The 19,085-nt window shown below is 75.6% G+C and carries 16 protein-coding genes and 1 pseudogene; 9 read left to right on the top strand and 8 right to left on the bottom strand.

What is annotated here, in order from left to right; translation table 11 throughout:
* Positions 1 to 75 precede the first annotated feature (75 nt).
* Positions 76 to 795: a hypothetical protein gene (locus tag B8281_RS14680; protein WP_085388093.1), complete on the top strand. Its 720-nt coding sequence runs from the start codon at positions 76 to 78 to the stop codon at positions 793 to 795.
* Here the strand turns inward: B8281_RS14680 and B8281_RS14675 are convergent.
* The 3 genes from B8281_RS14675 to B8281_RS14665 are packed head-to-tail and all read right to left on the bottom strand — an operon-like array spanning position 785 to position 5,258.
* Positions 785 to 2,782 carry a hypothetical protein gene (locus B8281_RS14675; protein WP_043654548.1) on the bottom strand — a complete coding sequence of 666 codons (1,998 nt, stop codon included), beginning with the start codon at positions 2,780 to 2,782 and terminating at the stop codon, positions 785 to 787. The two genes, B8281_RS14680 and B8281_RS14675, sit on opposite strands and share 11 nt — an antisense overlap.
* Positions 2,779 to 4,764, bottom strand: a complete 1,986-nt coding sequence (locus B8281_RS14670; protein ID WP_085388092.1) for an HSP90 family protein — start codon at positions 4,762 to 4,764, stop codon at positions 2,779 to 2,781. Before B8281_RS14670 ends, B8281_RS14675 begins: the two co-directional genes overlap by 4 nt.
* Positions 4,761 to 5,258: a YbjN domain-containing protein gene (locus tag B8281_RS14665; protein WP_021483506.1), complete on the bottom strand. Its 498-nt coding sequence runs from the start codon at positions 5,256 to 5,258 to the stop codon at positions 4,761 to 4,763. The genes B8281_RS14670 and B8281_RS14665 overlap by 4 nt, the downstream gene beginning before the upstream one ends.
* 154 nt (positions 5,259 to 5,412) lie before the next feature.
* On the opposite strand from B8281_RS14665, the gene miaA reads away from it, so the two are divergent.
* Both miaA and dapF read left to right on the top strand, forming a co-directional pair.
* Positions 5,413 to 6,468: a tRNA (adenosine(37)-N6)-dimethylallyltransferase MiaA gene (miaA, locus tag B8281_RS14660; protein ID WP_085388091.1), complete on the top strand. Its 1,056-nt coding sequence runs from the start codon at positions 5,413 to 5,415 to the stop codon at positions 6,466 to 6,468.
* Positions 6,465 to 7,366, top strand: a pseudogene (gene dapF / locus B8281_RS14655) (diaminopimelate epimerase); the annotation flags it as partial. The gene miaA and the pseudogene dapF, both read left to right, overlap by 4 nt.
* 134 nt (positions 7,367 to 7,500) lie before the next feature.
* On the opposite strand, the gene B8281_RS14650 reads toward dapF, so the two are convergent.
* A complete protein-coding gene (locus B8281_RS14650; RefSeq protein WP_076406521.1) occupies positions 7,501 to 8,190 on the bottom strand; it encodes a class I SAM-dependent methyltransferase in 690 nt (229 codons plus the stop codon).
* A gap of 160 nt (positions 8,191 to 8,350) precedes the next feature.
* Here B8281_RS14650 and hflX point away from each other — a divergent pair, with 160 nt between their 5' ends.
* The 3 genes from hflX to B8281_RS14635 all read left to right on the top strand — a co-directional run bounded on the left by hflX (position 8,351) and on the right by B8281_RS14635 (position 13,227).
* Positions 8,351 to 9,907, top strand: a complete 1,557-nt coding sequence (gene hflX, locus B8281_RS14645; protein WP_085388090.1) for a GTPase HflX — start codon at positions 8,351 to 8,353, stop codon at positions 9,905 to 9,907.
* Positions 9,908 to 10,096: 189 nt separating this feature from the next.
* The gene (locus B8281_RS14640) at positions 10,097 to 12,190 is read left to right on the top strand and encodes an ATP-dependent DNA helicase (protein WP_369824975.1); all 2,094 of its coding nucleotides are present in this window, start codon (positions 10,097 to 10,099) and stop codon (positions 12,188 to 12,190) included.
* A gap of 29 nt (positions 12,191 to 12,219) precedes the next feature.
* Positions 12,220 to 13,227: an L-lactate dehydrogenase gene (locus B8281_RS14635; protein ID WP_043654543.1), complete on the top strand. Its 1,008-nt coding sequence runs from the start codon at positions 12,220 to 12,222 to the stop codon at positions 13,225 to 13,227.
* Positions 13,228 to 13,340: 113 nt separating this feature from the next.
* Here the strand turns inward: B8281_RS14635 and lexA are convergent, their stop codons facing one another.
* Entirely contained in the window at positions 13,341 to 14,075 is a 735-nt protein-coding gene (gene lexA / locus B8281_RS14630; RefSeq protein ID WP_031315073.1) for a transcriptional repressor LexA, read from the bottom strand.
* A 336-nt stretch (positions 14,076 to 14,411) separates the two neighbouring features.
* On the opposite strand from lexA, the gene B8281_RS14625 reads away from it, so the two are divergent.
* Complete coding sequence (locus B8281_RS14625) at positions 14,412 to 14,786, top strand: LysM peptidoglycan-binding domain-containing protein (RefSeq protein ID WP_051028136.1); 375 nt, start codon at positions 14,412 to 14,414, stop codon at positions 14,784 to 14,786.
* Positions 14,787 to 15,155: 369 nt separating this feature from the next.
* On the top strand, positions 15,156 to 15,686 hold the full coding sequence (nrdR, locus tag B8281_RS14620) for a transcriptional regulator NrdR (RefSeq protein ID WP_043654539.1): 531 nt from the start codon (positions 15,156 to 15,158) through the stop codon (positions 15,684 to 15,686).
* A gap of 82 nt (positions 15,687 to 15,768) precedes the next feature.
* On the opposite strand, the gene B8281_RS14615 is transcribed toward nrdR, so the two are convergent.
* Positions 15,769 to 16,866 (bottom strand): aldo/keto reductase, encoded by a 1,098-nt coding sequence (locus B8281_RS14615; RefSeq protein ID WP_085388089.1) that lies wholly within the window; start codon positions 16,864 to 16,866, stop codon positions 15,769 to 15,771.
* A gap of 210 nt (positions 16,867 to 17,076) precedes the next feature.
* Between B8281_RS14615 and B8281_RS14610 the strand changes: the two genes are divergently transcribed.
* Positions 17,077 to 17,271 carry a DUF5302 domain-containing protein gene (locus B8281_RS14610; RefSeq protein WP_031316400.1) on the top strand — a complete coding sequence of 65 codons (195 nt, stop codon included), beginning with the start codon at positions 17,077 to 17,079 and terminating at the stop codon, positions 17,269 to 17,271.
* A 61-nt stretch (positions 17,272 to 17,332) separates the two neighbouring features.
* Here B8281_RS14610 and B8281_RS14605 read toward each other — a convergent pair whose 3' ends face one another.
* Both B8281_RS14605 and serA read right to left on the bottom strand, forming a co-directional pair.
* Positions 17,333 to 17,752 (bottom strand): pyridoxamine 5'-phosphate oxidase family protein, encoded by a 420-nt coding sequence (locus B8281_RS14605; protein ID WP_034655066.1) that lies wholly within the window; start codon positions 17,750 to 17,752, stop codon positions 17,333 to 17,335.
* A 119-nt stretch (positions 17,753 to 17,871) separates the two neighbouring features.
* A complete protein-coding gene (gene serA, locus B8281_RS14600) occupies positions 17,872 to 19,071 on the bottom strand; it encodes a phosphoglycerate dehydrogenase (protein WP_043654536.1) in 1,200 nt (399 codons plus the stop codon).
* Positions 19,072 to 19,085: the final 14 nt, after the last annotated feature.

Genomic DNA, 19,085 nt, shown 5'->3' with positions numbered 1-19,085 from the left:
CCGCGGACGCCGCATCGCGGGCCGTCCGGGGAGGCGCGGCGAGGGTGGTGGAGCGGGCACCACTACGGTGGGACGGTGACCGTCCGCGCCGTCGTGCTCCCCGGAACCGCCCTGCTCGTCCCGGGGGCGGCCGGTGCCGCCTCGGTCCTCGGGCCGGTGCGCGACGCCGCGCTCGCGGCGCTCGCCGACCTCGTGGCGGGCCCGCCCGGTGAGGCGGGTGCGTCGGCCGTGGTCGTGGTCGCCCCGGGAGCCGCGCGCGCCCGCGGCGCCGCCCGGGCCTCGCTCGCCGCGGCGGGTGTCGCGGACCGGTGGATCGACCCCGCGTGGGCCGCCGCCACGCGACCGCTCGACCGACCCGTCGCCGGGACGGCCGCCTCCGTGGCGCTCCTCGCGCTCGCCGGTGCGGGCTGGACCGGTCCCGTCGACGTCGTGGAGCTCGGTGGCGCGGCGACGCGGACGGCGGCAGGTGCGATCACGGAAACGAGCTTGGAGACGAGTACGGAGACGAGCTCGGGGACGAGCACGGAGGCGGGTGCGGCGACGGAGACCGTCCTGGACGCCGCCCGAGAACTCGGTGCGGAGCTCGCCCGGGAGGGGGCGCGGCTCGTCGTCGTGCACGACCCGCGTGCGCCCCTGCCGCAGGCCCTGCTCGACGGGTTTGTCGCCGCGGCGGGCGCCCAGGCCGCGCCGGTCGCGACGGCTGACGAGCCGGACCCCGCCGTGGCGGTCCGGCGGTACGAGGTCCGCGCCCCCGCAGCCGCCGCCCGACCGGCGGGGCCCGTCGTCAGCCGCTGAGGCCCGTCCCGACGGCAGCCGCCTCGTCGTCGCGCCCGAGCCGGCGCAGCGCCGCGACCATCTCGTTGCCGACCATCGCGCGCGACTCCGCGTCGTGGACGATCGCGAAGCCCTCCATGGCCGACTCGAGCAGCTCCACCGCGTCCGTGTCCTTCCCCGCCGCGCAGCGCGAGCGCCCGGCGAGCCAGAAGGCGTGCGCCGCGTCGCGGACGTCCCCCGCACGGGCGAACTCCTCGGCGACGGACTCCGCGAGCGTCGCCGCCGCGTCGAGGTCGCCCGCGGTCGCGAGGAGGCGGGCGCGCGTGTCGTCGAGGTCGCGGCGCTCGCGAGCGTCGGCCGCCGCGTCGCGCTCGACGAGCTCGACGGCCCGCGGCGCCGGCGCGACGTCGGTGCCCTCGCCCGCTGCGGCCAGGTCGTCGAGCGTGCGCTCGACCTGGGCCAGGGCGGCGGTCACGTCGCCCCGCCCGGCCTCGAGCCGCGCGTAGGCGCGCACGACCTGCCCGACGAACCGGGGAGCGACACCGCCGGCCCGCAGGAGCGCGAGCGCGTGCAGGAACGCGGGCGCGGCGCCCTCGTCGTCGCCCTCGAGCGCGGCGAGCTGCGCCGCCTCGGCGAGCGCGAAGCCGGCGCGGTCGAGGTGGCCGGAGCTCTCCAGGTGCGACGACGCGCGACGCAGGAGGCGTGCCGCCCGGACCGGGTCGTCACCCGCGACGTCGTCGGCGAGCGCGAGCAGGCCGTCGGCGTCGGTGGGCTCGTCGGTGCCCTCCGCCGGGGCTCCGCCGGTGACCGCGGACTCCTCCGGCGCGAGCCCGGCGGGGAGGTCCGACGGACCGCTCGTCGCGACCTCGGCCCCGGCGACGGGCCGCGGCGACGCAGGCGGGACGTCCAGGGAGAGCACCGCCAGGTCGACGGGGAGCGTGCGCGCGCCGCGCTCCCACGCGGCGCGCAGCCGTTCGGACGCCGCCGTCGTGCCGTTGCGCGCGTCGAAGGACTGCGCGAGGGCGGCCGCCTCGCCGCGCACCCACGCGTCGAGCTCGCCGAGCGTCGTGGCGGGAACGTCCCGCAGGGCGAGCGCGGTGTCGCCGTGGTCGGCCCGCAGGACGCCCGTCGCGACGCTCACGCTCGTGAGGAAGCCGAGCCGGTCGCCCGGCGAGTCCGCCTCCGTGAGGAACGCCTGGCGCTCCACGAGCAGGCGCAGCGCGCGCGACGCGTTGCCCGTCCGGGCGAGGAACTCCACGTGACGACCCTTCGGGCCCGTCATCGTCACCCCGGTGTCGAGGTGGCGCAGCCCGCGGCGGTGCGTGCGGGCCGCCGCCTCGGCGTCGCCGACCTCCACGTACGCGAGCTGGAGGTGGGACAGCATGTCGCCGGGCTCGGTGGCGCACGACGGCGATCCCTGGAGCACGCCCTCGAGCAGCCGGATGCCCTCGTCGTGCCGGCCCGTCTCGAAGAGGTACGCCGCGCGGTCGCCCGGCTCGCACGCCTCGCACTGCGAGTAGTCGTCGCGCGGGGTCGCGACCCACGCGCGGTACGCGTCCTCGACGTCCGCGCCGCCACGCTCGCGCGCCCACTCGAAGCGCTCCAGGGCGACCGCGTTCGTGCCGTTGCCCGCGAGCGCGTACCGGCGCGCCATGTCGTCGAGCGTGCGCTCGATCTGCGCGGCGGGGACGTCGGGGAACTCCATGAGGTGCCCGACCATCCACTTGAACGACCAGAACAGCGAGTGCGTGTCCTCGGCGTCGAAGTGCTCGGGGTGCTCGTCCCACCAGCGCAGCATCTTGGTGAACGGCAGGTACGCCTTGGTCACCTCGCCGCCCCACACGTACGACTCGACGAGGACGAACTGCGCGTAGGCGCGCGCCGCGTCGGGGCCCTCGGCCTCGACGCGCTCGAGCTCGGCCGCGGCGGCCGTGGAGCGCGCGAGGCCGTAGGGCATGCGGCGGACGTCGTACAGGGCGGCGTTCACCTGGTCCACGGACCGGGTCATCGGTTCTCCTCGTCGGCAGGGGGATCGGGTTCCGTGGCGGGGTCCTGCCCGGCCGCGAGGGCGCGGGCGAGCAGGAGCGACAGGGAGTCGTTCATGAGGGTCGCCTCGACGGGCTGGAGCGCCTTGCCGGACGCGAGCACCGCCGTGACGTAGAGGGAGCGGGCACCCGCGGCGCGCACCTGCGCGTCGGGGCTCGTGAGCAGGTCGCGCACCGTGGCGTTGGCGTCGTTGAGGACCAGGCGGCGGGGGCGGGCCGGGGCGCTGAGGCCCGCGAGGATCTCGCCCCACAGGTCGTCCGTCTCCGCGACGCGGGCAGCCTCGCGCGCGTGGTCGCTCTCGCGGTCGTGCAGGAGCATGGCCGGGAGGGCGTCGGGCTCGTACCGGCGCAGCACGACGTCGCAGTCCTGCTCGGCGAGCGCGGCGTCGAGCGACGCGAGCGCGTCGGCGACCTCGAGCTCGCGCAGCGGCTCGACCTCCGTGAGGACGTGCGCGACGTCCGCGGCCGACACGGGCGACAGCCGCCACTGCGGGAACCGCGCCGCGACGCGCTCGAGCAGGTCGGCGTCGTAGACGTAGCCGCCGTTGACGACCGCGAGCCCCTGCGCCGCCGCGACGGGCGCGATGCGCCGGAACTCCTCGACGCTCGCCGTGTACAGCAGGCGCCCGTCGAGGTGGTCCGTCGCGAGGTCGGCCAGGGTCGTGGACCCGGCCGTCGTCTCGAAGGGCAGCACACGCGCGGCGACGTCGAGCATCTCGTCGTCGGTGAGCGCGAGCGCGCGCACGGCGAGGTGGTGGGTCTCGAGGAAGCGCCGAGCGAGGACCGAGCCCGTCGCGAGCGTCTCCAGCAGCCACCGGCGCACCTGCGCCCCGAGCGCGTCGCGGGTCGCGAGCAGGACCTCGTCCTCGTACAGCCCCTCGCGCGACGCCGTCGGGCGCAGCACGGACGCGTCGAGGACGCACCGCACGAAGAACGCCCACGGGGGCAGCAGGTCGTCGACCGCGCTGCCCAGGAGCATCCGCTTGAGGTAGACCCGGTGCCGCGACGTCGTGGTCGGCGCGACCGCGGCCGGGAGCACGTACGCGACGCCCGTCAGGCCGGCGAGCGGCAGGTCGAGGTCGATCCGTGCGAGCGGGGTGAAGCCGAGCGTGCGCTCGGCGTAGCCGGCGAGCGCGGCGTCGCGGGCCGCGGGCGTCAGGTGCGCAGCGCGCCACGGCAGGTCCTCCCCGCTGAGCCGGCGCACCGCGACCGGGGCGTCGGCGCCCGCGCCGCCGTCACGGTCCTCGCCGGGGCCGCCGTCGAGACGCGTCTCGACGAGCAGCTCGACCGGCAGGAGCGAGCCGAAGTCCTGGGCGAGCGCGACCACCGACTCCGGGGCGAGCCAGTGCTCGGTGTCCCGCCGCGGGTGCAGCCGGACGACGCTCCCGGGCTCGGCGGGTGCCGCCGGGTCGTCCGGCGCGAGCTCGACGAGCTCGTACCGGCCGTCGGCGCGGCCGCGCCAGCGCACAGGGACGGGCGCGTCGCCCGCCGCCGTGGGGCGCGCGGAGCGCGAGACGAGCTCGATCTCGTCGGCGACCATGAACGCGGACAGGAGCCCGATGCCGAACTGACCGAGGAACTCCTCGCGACCCGTCCCGAGCTCGACGTCGCGCTTGGAGCTGCGCCCGATGGTCGCGAGCAGCTCCTGCGCCTCGTCCCGCGTGAGGCCGACGCCCGAGTCGTGCACCTCCAGGCCGCCGTCGGGCAGCGGACGGAGCAGGATCCGCGCCGGCGCCTGCGGTCCCTCGAGCCCGGCGCGCGCGGTGATCGCGTCGACGCCGTTCTGCAGCAGCTCGCGCAGGTAGACGCGCGGGCTCGAGTACAGGTGCCGGGCCAGGAGGTCGACGACGCCCCGCAGGTCGACCTGGAAGGCCGTCGTCGCCTCCTCGCCCGGGGCGCCGTCCGGAGCGCTGCGGCCCGCGGTGGTCTCGTGCGTGCCGGTCACCGCGCGTCGACGTCGGCGCCGCCCTCGGCCACGGTCTGCGCGGCCGTGTCGGGGAAGCGGGCGTCGAGCGCGTCGAAGAACTGCAGTCCCGTGAACAGGCCGCACTCGATGAGCTGGCCGAGCTGGTCGTCCGCGACGCCGAACTCCAGGTCCGTCGCGACCTCGGTGTAGACCGCGAGCTGGTCGTCCTCGACGCGCGCGTAGACCTTCGGCCAGATCTTGTCGCGGTTGAACTCGTTGGCGACGAGCGCGACCTGCGCCTCGGCCGACGCCGGGAGCGTCCGGTTCCACCGGCCGCGGACCTGCAGGATCTCCTGCTTCTCACCCATGAGGAAGAAGAAGAACACCTTGCCGTCCCAGTTGCCGCCCAGGTCCCCGTCCGAGTCGACGAAGTACCGCCACTCGCGGCTCGTGAGGAACGCCTCGACGCGCTCGCGCGTCAGCGGCGCGTTCTGGCTCGTCGGTGCGGCGTCCGGCTTGGTGAAGAAACCCATGTTCTCGAGTCCTTGTCGTCTGAGAGGTCGTGCGAGGTCGTCGTGCTGAGGTCGTACGCGTCGGTGCGCGCTGGCGGACCGACCACCGGACACCCTACGCATCCTCGCCCACACGCCTCGGGCCGCCGGCCGCCCGGACGGTACCGTTGCGCGGGTGAAGACCGAGCACGACCCCGCAGGCCCAGGCGTCGTCGTCGCCGTCGTCGGCCCGACGGCCACGGGGAAGTCCGACCTCGCCCTCGACCTCGCCGAGCGCCTGTCCGTCCCCGGGGCGCCCGCGGAGATCGTCAACGCCGACGCCTACCAGCTCTACCGCGGCATGGACGTCGGGACCGCGAAGGTCCCCGTCGCCGAGCGCCGCGGTGTGCGCCACCATCTCCTCGACGTGCTCGACCCCGCCGAGGACGCGTCCGTGGCCCGGTACCAGACCGAGGCCCGCCGCGTGCTCGACGAGATCGCCGCCCGGGGGGCGCGCGCCGTCGTCGTGGGCGGCAGCGGGCTGTACGTCCGCGCCCTCCTCGACGACATGCGGTTCCCGGGCACGGACCCCGCCGTGCGGGCGGCGCTCGAGGCGCGCGCCGAGGAGCAGGGCCCGCGCGCGCTGCACGACGAGCTCCTCCGGCGCGACCCCGCGGCCGCCGCGAGCATCGGCCCGGCCAACACCCGCCGGCTCGTCCGGGCGCTCGAGGTCATGGAGCTCACCGGCGAGCCGTTCACGGCGAACCTCCCGCGCCAGGTCTACGTCCGCCCGACCGTGCAGATCGGCCTCGACTGCGACCGGGCCGTGCTCGACGCGCGGGTCGCCGGCCGCGTCGAGCGGATGTGGGAGCAGGGCCTCGTGGCCGAGGTGCGCCGCGTCGAGGCGCACGGCATGGGCCGCACGGCCCAGCGCGCCGTCGGCTATGCGGAGGTGCTCGCCGCGCTCCACGGCGAGACCACGCAGGACGCCGCGCGCGAGGCCGTCACCGCGAACACGCGCCGCCTCGCGCGCAAGCAGATGGGCTGGTTCGGCCGGGACCCGCGCGTCGGGTGGCTCGACGCGCAGTCGCCGACACGCGTCGAGGACGCTCTCGCGCTCGTCGCCGCGGCGGACGAGCGCACTGCCGCGCAGGGCACGGACGGGCACGACCCCGCGACCGTGCCGGGCACCGCCGTCGGGCCGGACGAGGCAGACAGCAGCGCGCCCGTGCGCCGTAGTCTGGGCTCATGACGCGCACCCGCTTCACCAAGGGCCACGGGACCCGCAACGACTTCGTGCTCCTCGCCGACACGAAGGGCGAGCTCGACCTCACGCCCGAGCTCGTGCGCGCCCTCGCCGACCGCCGCGGCGGCGTCGGGGGGACGGCGTCATCCGCCTCGTGCCGACCGCGCTCGTCCCGGAGTCGCGCGACGTGCTCGCGGAGGACCCGCACGCCATCTGGTTCATGGACTACCGCAACGCCGACGGCTCGGTCGCCGAGATGTGCGGCAACGGGGTCCGCGTCTTCGCGGCCTTCGCCGAGCGCCTCGGGCTCGTGAGCTTCGCGGGCGGCACCGAGGTCCCGGTCGGCACCCGCGCGGGCGTCAAGCGCGTGCGCAAGGAGGACGACGGCTGGTTCGCCGTCGACATGGGCCCGTGGTTCCTCCCCGGCGGCCGCCCCGCGCTCCAGGACGGCTACGACGCGACCGTCGTCGTGCGGGGCTGGGAGGTGCCGCGCCCGGCGCTCAGCGTCGACCTCGGCAACCCCCACACCGTCCTCGCCGTCGCGCGCGAGGACGTGCTCGAGCGCGCCGACCTCACCGAGGCGCCCGTCGTCGAGCCGCACCCGTCCCACGGGACGAACGTCGAGCTCGTGGTGCCCCTCGGCGAGACGACCGCGGACGACGGCACCGTCGTCGGGCACGTCCGCATGCGCGTGCACGAGCGCGGCGTCGGGGAGACGCCGTCGTGCGGCACGGGCGCGTGCGCGGCGGCGCTCGCGGTCCGCGTGTGGGGCGGCCCCGACGCGCCGGACACCTACCTCGTCGACGTCCCGGGCGGCACGGTGCGCGTGCGGGCGCTCCCGGGCGGCCGCGTCGAACTCGCCGGTCCCGCGGTGCTCGTCCACGCGGGGGAGATCGACCTCGCCGCGCTCGTCCCGGGGACGCCGGTCCCGCCGGAGGAGGACGCGCACGAGGGCGCGGACGGCCACGTGACCGCCCCGCCCGCCGAGCCGGTCGCGGCGGCGTCCGAGGGCGACCGCGCGCCGGTCTGACCGCCGGCTCAGCGGGGCGCGACGACCTCGAGGACGCGGAACCCCTTCGCGCTCGCGGCGCGCTCGACGACCGCGCCCGGCAGGAGCGGGGGCAGCGCCTCGGCGAGCCAGCGCTGGAGCGAGTCCGAGCCCAGGTTGCGCTGCACCACGAGGTGCGCGCTCGCGCCCGGCGCGAGCCGGGGCAGCCAGTGCAGGAGCATCCCGTGCAGGACGTCCTTGCCGACCCTGATCGGCGGGTTCGACCACAGCGCGGCGAGCGCGACGTCGTCGGGCACGTCGTCCGGGAGGACCGCACGGACGTTGTCCAGCCCGAGCCGCTGCGCGTTGCGGCGCACGAGGTCGAGCGCGCGCTCGTTGACGTCGACGGCCCACACGGTCGCCTCCGGCGCCTCCAGGGCCATCGTCAGGGCGACCGGGCCCCAGCCGCAGCCGAGGTCGAGGACATGGGCGGGGCCGTCGTCGGGCCGGGCCGCGAGGACGTCGTCGAGCGGCGGGGTGGTGCGCAGGAGCACCTGCGTGCCGAGGTCCAGGCGGCCGGGGGAGAAGACGCCCGAGGCGACCTCGACCTCGACGTCGCGGCCCGCGAGCCGCACGGAGATCGTGCGGCGCTCGGCGGCGGACGCGGGCCGGGCGGTGAAGTAGTGGTCCGCCGCGCCGTCGGGCGCGGCGTCGACGGCGGGGTCCTGGTCCTCGGTCACGTCGGCCGATCCTACGCGGGCGCGCCCACGTCAGGAGGCGGCGCGGCGCGTCCGGGCCGCCCGTCGTGGGCTTAACCACTGGCCTCGGGACGATTTCGCGTGCCACGCTTGTTGTCACACCCGGGACGCACGAGCGCCCACCACCGACGGAAGGCGGCACATGAGCCCAACCCCTGCGAACACTCCGAACCCCACCTCGGCTCAGGACGAGCCGACCGGCGCGACGCGGGACATCGCGAGCGACGTCGTGGCGCGGGTGCTCGCTCGGGCCGGGACGGCACGCGCCGAGGGCGGCACGGTCCACACGGAGCACGACGGCGAGCAGCTCGAGCTCGAGGAGCGCAGCGCGCTGCGCCGCGTCGTCGGCCTGTCGACCGAGCTCGAGGACGTCACCGAGGTCGAGTACCGGCAGCTGCGCCTCGAGAAGGTCGTGCTCGTCGGGCTCTGGAGCCCCGGCTCCGACCCGCGCGAGGACGGCGCGCCCACGTCCGCCGAGGAGGCCGAGATCTCGCTGCGCGAGCTCGCCGCCCTCGCGGAGACCGCGGGCTCGCAGGTGCTCGACGGCGTGATCCAGCGCCGCGCGAAGCCCGACCCGGGCACGTACCTGGGCTCCGGCAAGGCCGCGCAGCTCGCCGACGTCGTCGCCGCCAGCGGCGCGGACACGGTCGTGATCGACGGCGAGCTCGCGCCCTCCCAGCGGCGCGCGCTCGAGGACATCGTCAAGGTCAAGGTCATCGACCGGACCGCCCTGATCCTCGACATCTTCGCCCAGCACGCCAAGTCGCGGGAGGGCAAGGCCCAGGTCGAGCTCGCCCAGCTCGAGTACCTCCTCCCGCGCCTGCGCGGCTGGGGCGAGTCGATGTCCCGCCAGGCCGGTGGCCAGGTCGGCGGCGCCGGCGCGGGCATGGGGTCGCGCGGTCCCGGTGAGACGAAGATCGAGCTGGACCGCCGGCGCATCCGCAACCGCATGGCCAAGCTGCGCCGCGAGATCCAGGCGATGGCCCCGGGGCGCGAGACGAAGCGCGCGTCGCGCAAGCGGCACGCCGTGCCGTCCGTCGCGATCGCGGGCTACACGAACGCGGGCAAGTCGAGCCTGCTCAACGCCATCACCGGCGCGGGCGTGCTCGTCGAGAACGCGCTGTTCGCGACGCTCGACCCCACGGTGCGCCGCACGCGCACCGAGGACGGCCGGGTCTACACGCTCGCCGACACCGTCGGGTTCGTGCGCGCGCTGCCGCACCAGCTCGTCGAGGCGTTCCGCTCGACGCTCGAGGAGGTCGGCGACGCCGACCTGCTGCTGCACGTGGTGGACGCGTCGCACCCCGACCCGGAGGGCCAGATCGCGGCGGTGCGCCACGTCCTCGCCGACATCCCGGGCGTGGAGGACGTGCCCGAGGTGATCGTGCTCAACAAGGCGGACCTCGCCGACCCGGAGACGATCGCGCGCATCCGGCTGCGCGAGCGCCGCACGGTCGTCGTGTCGGCGCACACGGGCGAGGGGATCGAGCACCTGCGCGAGCTCATCGCGCACGAGCTCCCGCGCCCGGACGTCGAGATCGACGTCGTCGTGCCGTACCACCGGGGCGACCTCGTGCACCGCGTGCACACCGAGGGCGAGATCGACCACGAGGAGCACACGCCCGAGGGCACGCTCCTGCGCGGCCGTGTCGCCCAGGCCCTCGCGACGGAGCTCGTGGGCGCCTCCGCCGGGAGCTGAGCCGCCCCCCCGGGCCTCCCGGCGGCGCGGCGGGCCCGCCCGCTGGACCCGGCGTCGGCCCCACGCACGACCCCGCGCGGCCACGGCTGCGCGGGGTCGCGTGCGTCCCGGGCCGGTCCACAGGGCCCCCGCCGCGTGGGTGCCCGACCGTAGAATCGGCAGGTGCCCCCCTCCACCCGTACCGCTCCCGTGCCCGACCGTCCGGACACGGAGGCGCCCGGGCAGGCGGCCGGTGACGTGCCCGCCGTCGAGGAGCTCCTCGACCTCGCGGTCACGCGCCTGGGCGGCGCGCGGCGCGACGGCCAGCGGACCATGGCGCGTGCCGTCACGGACGCCATCGAGGGCTCCGAGCACCTCGTGGTCCAGGCCGGGACCGGGACGGGGAAGTCGCTCGGGTACCTCGTGCCGGCCGTGCGCCACGCGGTCGCGACCGACGAGCGCGTCGTCGTCTCGACGGCGACCCTCGCCCTCCAGCGCCAGGTCATCACGCGGGACCTCCCGCTCGTGGCCGACGCCGTCGCGGACCGCCTCCCGCGGCCCGCGTCGATCGCGCTCCTCAAGGGCTGGCACAACTACCTGTGCGTGCACAAGATCGCGGGCGGCTACCCTGCGGACGAGCCCACGCTCTTCGACCTCCCCGGCGAGGCGGCGGGCGCCGCCGACCACCCCGCCGCGCGTGGCGGGACGAGCATGGCGGCCCTCGGGGAGCAGGTCGTGCGCCTGCGGGAGTGGGCCGACGAGACGCCCACGGGCGACCGGGACGACCTCGTCCCCGGCGTGAGCGACAAGGCGTGGCGGCAGGTCTCCGTCACGGCGCTCGAGTGCCTGGGCCAGCGCTGCCCGCTGCTCGCCGAGTGCTTCCCCGAGCGGGCGCGCGCCGCGGCGCGCGAGGCCGACGTCGTCGTGACGAACCACGCGATGCTCGGCATCGCGGCCATGGGGTCGCCCGGGGTGCTGCCCGAGCACGACGTCCTGGTCGTCGACGAGGCGCACGAGCTCGCGGACCGCGTCACGGCCGCCGCGACGGTGGACCTGTCGGTCCCGGCGATCGAGAGCGCGGCGCGCCTCGCGCGCCGCCACGGCGGGGTCACGACGGACGCGCTCGACGCCGCGTCCGCGTCGTTCGGCACGGTCGTCGGGTCGCTGCCCGCCGAGCGCTTCCCGGACGGCCTGCCCGACGCCGCGCGCTCCGCCGTCGCGGCGGTGCGGGACGCCGCGCGCGAGGTGCTCTCCACGCTCAAGCCCGAGACCGGCGTGACCAAGCCGGCCCAGCCGGACACGGGCCTGAAGATGGCGCAGTCGACGATGCTGCAGCTCTTCGAGGTCGCCGAGCGCATGGCGGCCGACCCCACGGGCCACGACGTGCTGTGGTGCTCGCGGCCCGGGGAGGGCGGCTGGTCCGGCGACCGCTTCGGCGACGGCGCGAGCCGCCTGCACGCCGCCCCGCTCGGTGTGGCGGGCCTCATCCGCACCCACCTGCTGGCGGAGCGCACCGGCGTCTTCACGTCTGCGACGCTCGCGCTCGGCGGGAGCTTTGACGCCGTCGCGCGCACCTTCGGGCTCGGCCCCGCGGCGACGGGCGGAGCCGCGGACGCGGGCGACGGCGACGCGCCGCGCTGGCGCGGGCTCGACGTCGGGAGCCCGTTCGACTACCCACGCCAGGGCATCCTCTACGTCGCGAAGCGCCTGCCGACGCCCGGCCGCGAGGCGTCGACCGAGCACCAGCTCGACGAGATCGCGGCGCTCGTCGAGGCCGCCGGTGGTCGGACCCTCGGCCTGTTCTCCTCGCGGCGCGCCGCGGTGGCCGCTGCGGAGGCGATGCGCGAGCGGCTGGACGTGCCGGTCCTGTGCCAGGGCGACGACCAGCTGCCGACGCTCGTGCGGGAGTTCGCCGAGGACCCGGCGACGTGCCTGTTCGGCACGCTGTCGCTGTGGCAGGGCGTGGACGTGCCCGGGCCGTCGTGCCAGCTCGTGCTCATCGACCGCATCCCGTTCCCGCGCCCGGACGACCCGGTGAGGTCGGCGCGGGCTCGCGCCGTCGAGGCCGCGGGCGGCAACGGGTTCATGCAGGTCTCCGCAACGCACGCGGCCCTCCTGCTCGCCCAGGGTGCCGGGCGGCTCGTGCGGTCCACGGCCGACCGCGGGGTCGTCGCGGTCCTGGACCCGCGGCTCGTGACGGCGCGCTACGGGTCGTTCCTCACGCGGTCCATGCCGGGGTTCTGGCAGACGACCGACCGCGACGTGGCCACCGCTGCGCTCCGCCGCCTCGCGGCCCTAGGCTGAGCCCTTTCCAGCGACTTCACGGAGGCGACATGACGAGCACGTCACCGCAGGGCACCGGCGACGCGACCGCGGGCGGTCCGGGAGGGGGAGCGCGGACGACGAAGCTCGCGATCGTCGGCGCCGGTGCCGTCGGCTCGACGCTCGCCTACGCCGCGCTCATGCGGGGCGCGGCGCGCACGGTGGCGCTCCTCGACGTCAACCGCGCGAAGGTCGAGGCCGAGGTCCTCGACCTCCAGCACGGCATCCAGTTCATGCCCATGGCGCGCGTCGAGGGGTCCGACGACGTCGCGGTGTGCGCGGGGGCCGACGTCGTCGTGGTCACGGCCGGCGCCAAGCAGAAGCCGGGTCAGACGCGCCTCGACCTCGCCGAGGGCACGATCGGGCTCATGCGGACTATCCTGCCGGGCCTCGTGGAGGTGGCCCCGGACGCCGTCTACGTCATGGTGACCAACCCCGTCGACATCGTCACGTACGCGGCGCTCAAGTTCTCGGGGCTGCCCCCGACGCAGCTCTTCGGCAGCGGCACCGTGCTCGACTCCTCGCGGCTGCGGTTCCTCGTGGCGCAGCACTGCGGCGTCGCGGTGCAGAACGTGCACGCGTACATCGCGGGGGAGCACGGCGACAGCGAGATCCCGCTCTGGAGCTCCGCGACGATCGGCGGCGCGCCGCTGCTCGAGTGGCAGGGCATCGGCGGTCGGGGACCGCTCACGGGCGACGTGCGCGACGAGATCGCGCGCGAGGTCGTGCAGTCGGCCTACCGGATCATCGAGGGCAAGGGTGCGACCAACTACGCGGTCGGGCTCGCGGGCACCCGGATCATCGAGGCGGTGCTCGCCGACGAGCACCGGGTGCTGCCCGTGTCGACGCTCCTCGACGGCATCTACGGGCTCGAGGACGTCTGCCTGTCGCTCCCGACGCTCGTCGACCGCCGGGGCGCGACGGAGCGCGTCGAGGTCCCGCTGGCGGACGACGAGCTCGCAGGCCTGCGCTCGTCCGCGGAGTCGCTGCGCGCGGTCGCGCGACGCTTCGGGCTCTGAGCCACGGGCCCGTCGGGCCCGGCACGACGAGAGCCGGACGGTCGAGGGACCGCCCGGCTCTCGTCGTGTCCCGAGCCTGCCCGGAGGGGCGCCCGGAGCCGCTCGGGGACCGTTCAGAGGCTGCGCAGGACGGAGACGACGCGCCCCAGCACCTGGGCGTCGTCGCCGGGGATCGGGTCGTACGCGGCGTTGTGCGGCATGAGCCACACGTGGCCGTCGGCGCGCCGCAGGCTCTTCACGGTGGCCTCGCCGTCGATCATGGCGGCCACGATCTCGCCGTTCTCCGCGACCGGCTGGCGCCGCACGACGACCCAGTCGCCGTCGCAGATCGCGGCGTCGATCATTGAGTCGCCCTGGACGCGCAGGAGGAAGAGCTCTCCCTCGCCCACGAGCTGGCGCGGCAGCGGGAAGACGTCCTCCACGACCTGCTCCGCGAGGATGGGGCCACCGGCGGCGATGCGGCCGACGACGGGGACGTACGACGGCGCGGGGTGGGCCTCGTCGTACGCGGGCTCGGGGGCCGTCCCGGCCGGCGCGAGCGGGGTGGCGCGGCGGGCGTCGTCGGGCTGGACCACCTCGATGGCGCGCGGACGGTTCGGGTCGCGCCGCAGGAACCCCTTGCGCTCGAGCGTGGTGAGCTGGTGCTTGACGGAGGACGGGCTCGTGAGCCCGACGGCCTCGCCGATCTCGCGCATGCTCGGCGGGTAGCCGCGCTGCTCGACGCACGCGCGGATGGTCTCGAGCACGAGCCGCTGGCGCGGGGTGAGCCCGTCACCCCCTGCCGACCCGTCCGGCAGCTCGCGCACCTCGGCGAGCCCCCGTGCCCTGTCCGTGCCTCGTCCCGCCATGGTCGCTCCGCCCTCGTCCGTCGCGTGCCGCCGGCGCCAGCCGGGCCTGCGGCCTCCCCTCCCCGGGGCGTGTGCCCCGGGACCTCGGTCGCCCCTCCGGGTCCGAGCGGACATGTCCGGCGAACCGACCTGACCCCAGGCTAGGGGAGGATGCGACACGAATCAAACACCTGTTCGAGCATGTCTCGACTCTGTCGGCCGTTCGTGATAGACCTTCGTACAGATGTTCTACGTACAGGTGTTCGACCGCAACGGGTCGGCGTGGAGATGAGACGGGCGCGCGGGTCCGATCGACCGGGGAAGGCGATCGGGCTCGCGGGCCGGGACGGAGGGGACATGGACACGGTGGCGATGGCGACGGCAGCGCCGTCCGCGCTCGGGCGGGGCGGCGCAGCGGAGCGAGGCGCCCGCCCGGAGGCTCCGCTGCGGCTCACGCGACGCGGCCGTGCGGTCCTCGTGCTCCTCGTGGCCGTCGTGCTCGTCCTCGCGGCGCGGGTCGGGCTGGCCGTCGCGAGCGGGCCCGGGGAGCCGGTCGAGGTCCGCGTCCACGTCGTGAGCGCGGGGGAGACGCTGTGGGAGCTCGCCCAGGGCGTCGCGACCCCGGGGGAAGACCTCCGTGAGGTGGTCAGCGGGCTCGTGGAGCTGAACGGCCTGTCCTCGTCCGGCGTGCAGGCCGGCCAGACCATCCTGCTCCCGGTCGCCGAGCGGTGACGCGACGCGCGGGCGGCGGTCCAGGTCCTGTGACGCAGCACACGGCGCCGACGCGCGACAGGTTGCGGCCGAGGGTTGCGCCGGCGCCTTAGGTCCGCCTAAGTTAGTGTCACCTCACACGCCGGCTGGGGGGCTGGGCGGACGAGGCGAGGAGTGTGCGGACCACCGTGACTCCTGTGCACGTCGCCGCGCGCGAGGCGAGTCGCGCGCGAGATGGGGACGGGGGCGTCCCGACGGGGGCGGTCGACTTCGACCGCCCCCGTTCTGCTGTCCGCGGCTGGGCGCGTCGTCGGCATGTTGCACCGCGCGCCCGCGACGACATACGTTCGTCGCGCCGACCTGTCGGCGCGACCCGCGGAGGAGCCCGCCATGCACTGCCCGTTCTGCCGTCACGCGGACTCCCGCGTCGTCGACTCGCGCACGTCCGACGACGGTGCCTCCATCCGCCGGCGACGCCAGTGCCCGGAGTGCAACCGCCGCTTCACCACGATCGAGACCGCCAGCCTGTCCGTGGTCAAGCGGTCCGGCGTGACCGAGCCCTTCTCGCGCGAGAAGATCGTCAACGGCGTCCGCAAGGCCTGCCAGGGGCGCCCGGTGAACGAGGACGACCTCGCCGTCCTCGCGCAGCGCGTCGAGGAGACCATCCGCGCGAGCGGGAGCGCCGAGCTCGACGCCTACGAGATCGGTCTCGCGATCCTCGGGCCGCTGCGTGAGCTCGACGAGGTCGCCTACCTGCGCTTCGCGAGCGTCTACCAGGCGTTCGACTCGCTCGAGGACTTCGAGAGCGCCATCACGTCGCTGCGCGTCGACCGGGAGGAGCGCGAGGCGGCGGCGGGCCGTGCGGCGGCCGAGGCCACCGACGACGTCGCGACCGACCGCGAGGCTGCACCCCAGCCCTGACAGTCACGCGACGGTCCCGCGCCTCGCGCTCGGTCCGAGGTTCGGTCCGCACAGCCGGACACGGCTGCGCGCGGCCGCGGCGCTACAGGTCGCTGGACCGCGACGCCCAGATGTTGATGCCCGTGTCCACGGGGAGGGCGTCGACGGCCGCGATCTCCTCCGGGGAGAGGTCGGGGGCGTCGAGGGCCGCGAGGTTGTCGTCGAGCTGGCGCGTCGAGCTCGCGCCGAGCAGGACCGACGTGACGCGCTGGTCGCGCAGCGCCCAGCGGATCGCCGTGGACGCGAGCGTCCGTCCGTGGGCGCGTGCGAGCTCGTCCAGGTGGCGCACGCGGTCGATGTTCTCCTCCGAGAGGAACGCCGGGCGCAGGGGCCCGCCGCGCGCTGCGCGCGACCCGTCCGGGACCCCGTGGAGGTAGCGGTCCGTGAGCATGCCCTGGGCGAGCGGGGAGAACGCGACGACGCCGAGCCCTTCGTCGCCCGCGACGTCGAGCACGGTGGCCCCCGCCTCGTCGTGCGGGTCGGGCGCCTCGATCCACCGGTTGAGCATGGAGTAGGAGACCTGGGTGACGACGAGCTCGACCCCGGCGTCGGCCGCGACCCGCAGGGCCTCGCGCGTCCGCCGCGCCGAGTACGACGAGATGCCGGCGTAGCGGGCGCGCCCCGACCGGACCGCCGTCGCCAGCGCACCGATGGTCTCCTCGAGCGGGGTGGAGGGGTCGTAGCGGTGCGAGTAGAAGATGTCGACGTGGTCGAGCCCGAGCCGGCGCAGCGACGCGTCGAGGGACGAGAGCAGGTACTTCCGGGACCCGCCCTCGCCGTAGGGGCCGGGGCCCATGCGGTAGCCCGCCTTGGTGGTCACGACGAGCTCGTCGCGCACGGGCCGGAGCTCGCGCGCGAGCAGCCGGCCCAGCGACTCCTCCGCGGCGCCGCCGGGCGGCCCGTAGTTGTTCGCGAGGTCGAGGTGCGTCACGCCACGGTCGACGGCGCGCAGCACGATCTCGCGCTGCGTCGAGAAGGGGTCGGCGACGCCGAAGTTCTGCCAGAGCCCGAGCGCGACCTCCGGCAGGCGCAGGCCGCTCCGGCCGAGCGCACGGTGCGGGAGCGCGGCACGCGCCGGCGCGGGACCGCCTGTGGTGTGGGGAGGAGCGGGGGAGGCCTGCGGCGTGGGGTCGGGCGACACGTCCCGACGCTACCCGACGGCGTTCGCCGCGCGGTCGTCGGCGCTCGCGGCGCGGTCCCCAGCGCCGGCGCCCGCAAGGCCGGGACGGCCGGTCCGAGCGGACAAATGAGGTGGCGTCGGGCCGCCCGGTGAGGGAGGCTGGCGGGGTGCCCGCAGCGTCGGGCCGACCGCAGTGCCCCCACCGAGTTCCCCGTCGACGAGGAGACCGCCATGGCGTCCGACCAGCAGCGACCCGCTGCAGAGACCGCACCGACCGAGGAGGCCAAGGCGAAGTTCCGGGAGGCGCTCGACCGGAAGAACGCCGCGCGCCACCGCACGGCGGACGGCGAGTCGAACACGGGCTCCGTGCACGGCTCGGAGACCGTCGGACCGGTCCAGCGCACCTTCCGCCGCAAGTCCGGCTGAGCAGCACCCCCGACGTCCGGTCGTCCCCTGCGGGGCGGCCGGACGTCGTGCGCCCGCTGGACTAGGGCTCCGCGCGCGCGAAGCGTCGTCCGGTGAGCTCGTGGGCCTCGACCACGACCCACTCCTCGGTCGGGACGTCGACGGTGGGGACGAGCGGGTCCGCACCCTCCCGGACGGGATCCACCTCGTGCTCGGTGCGCAGACGGTGGGCGGTGCCGCGCGCGACGACGCTCCACGCCCCGTCGTCGTCGACGTGGTCCCACTCCAGGGCGACCCGCTCGTTGATGGCGAGCGTCGCGAGCTTCGTGCCGGGGACCGTGCGGAACGCGAGCGTGCGCTCGTGCGCCCGCACGGTCACGGGGTAGATGTCCGGCTCGCCCCGCACGCTCACGGCGAGGCGTGCGACGTGGGTCCCCTCCACGAGGTCCCACGACGCGTCGGCGTCGAGGATCTGCGGCGCGTCGTGCGTGTATCCGGTCATGCCTCATCGTGGCACCGGCGCGCGAGAGGCGCTCAGCGGCGAAGGTCACGGCCGCCGAGGACCTTCGCCGCGTGCGGACGGGCCGCGCGCGGCGAAGGGTCCCGGGGTGCTGGGCCGCGTCAGTCGAGGACGCGCAGGGCGATCGTCTGCTCCATCGCGGCCAGCGCCTCGATGACGGCGGGCTCCACGCGCGAGCCGACGTCGGTGACGACGTAGCCGATCTCGCCGCGGGTGGCGAGGAGCTGGCCCTCGATGTTCGTCCCGTGCTCGGCCAGGGTCGCGTTGACGGCGGCGAGGACACCGGGGGTGTTGCGGTGCAGGTGCGTGATGCGCGTGATGCCCGTCGTCTGCTCGAGCGCGAGGTTCGGCACGTTGACGCTGAGCGTCGTGGAGCCGGTGGTGAGGTAGTCGCGCAGCTTGGCGGACACGAACTGCCCGATCGCCTCCTGGGCCTCCTCCGTCGAGCCGCCGATGTGCGGCGTGAGGATGACGTTCGGCAGGCCGCGCAGCTCGGAGTCGAACGCGTCGCCCTTGCGCTTGGGCTCGTGCGGGAAGACGTCGACCGCGGCGCCGGCCACGCGGCCCTCGACGATCGCCTCGCGCAGCGCGCCGTAGTCCACCACGAAGCCGCGCGACAGGTTGAGGAAGATCGAGCCCGGGCGCATGCGGGCGAACTGCTTGGCGCCGAAGAGCCCGGCGTTGCCCTGGCGCCCGTCGACGTGGAGCGTGACGACGTCGGCCTGCTCGAGCAGCTCGTCGAGCGTGTCCATGCGGCGCGCGTTGCCGAGCGCGAGCTTCTCCGCCGTGTCGTAGAAGACGACCGACATGCCGAGGTTCTCGGCGACGACCGAGAGCTGCGTGCCGATGTTGCCGTAGCCGACGATGCCGAGCGTGCGGCCACGGACCTCGTGCGCGCCCTCCGCCGACTTGTCCCAGCGGCCCTCGTGCAGCGCGCGGTCGCGCTCGGTGAGGCGGCGCGTGAGCGCGATGATCTCGGCGAGCGCGAGCTCGACGACGGAGCGCGTGTTCTGGAACGGCGCGTTGAACACGGCGACGCCCTGCGTCGCGGCCGAGCGCAGGTCGATCTGGTTCGTGCCGATGCAGAACGCGCCGAGCGCCACCAGGTCGGGGGCGTTCTCGAGCACGTTCGCCGTGACGTTCGTCTTGGACCGGATGCCGAGCAGGTGGACGCCGTCGAGCGCCTCGATCAGCTCGGACTCGTCGAGGGCCCCGGTGCGGACGGTGACGTCGATGCCCGCGGCCTCGAGGTTCGAGGCGGCGAGGGGGTGCAGGTTTTCGAGGAGGAGGGCGCGTAGCACGCCCCCATGGTGCG

The organism is Cellulosimicrobium sp. TH-20 (assembly GCF_002105775.1).
Taxonomy (GTDB): domain Bacteria; phylum Actinomycetota; class Actinomycetes; order Actinomycetales; family Cellulomonadaceae; genus Cellulosimicrobium; species Cellulosimicrobium funkei.
This window is presented reverse-complemented; position numbering and strand designations above follow the sequence as displayed.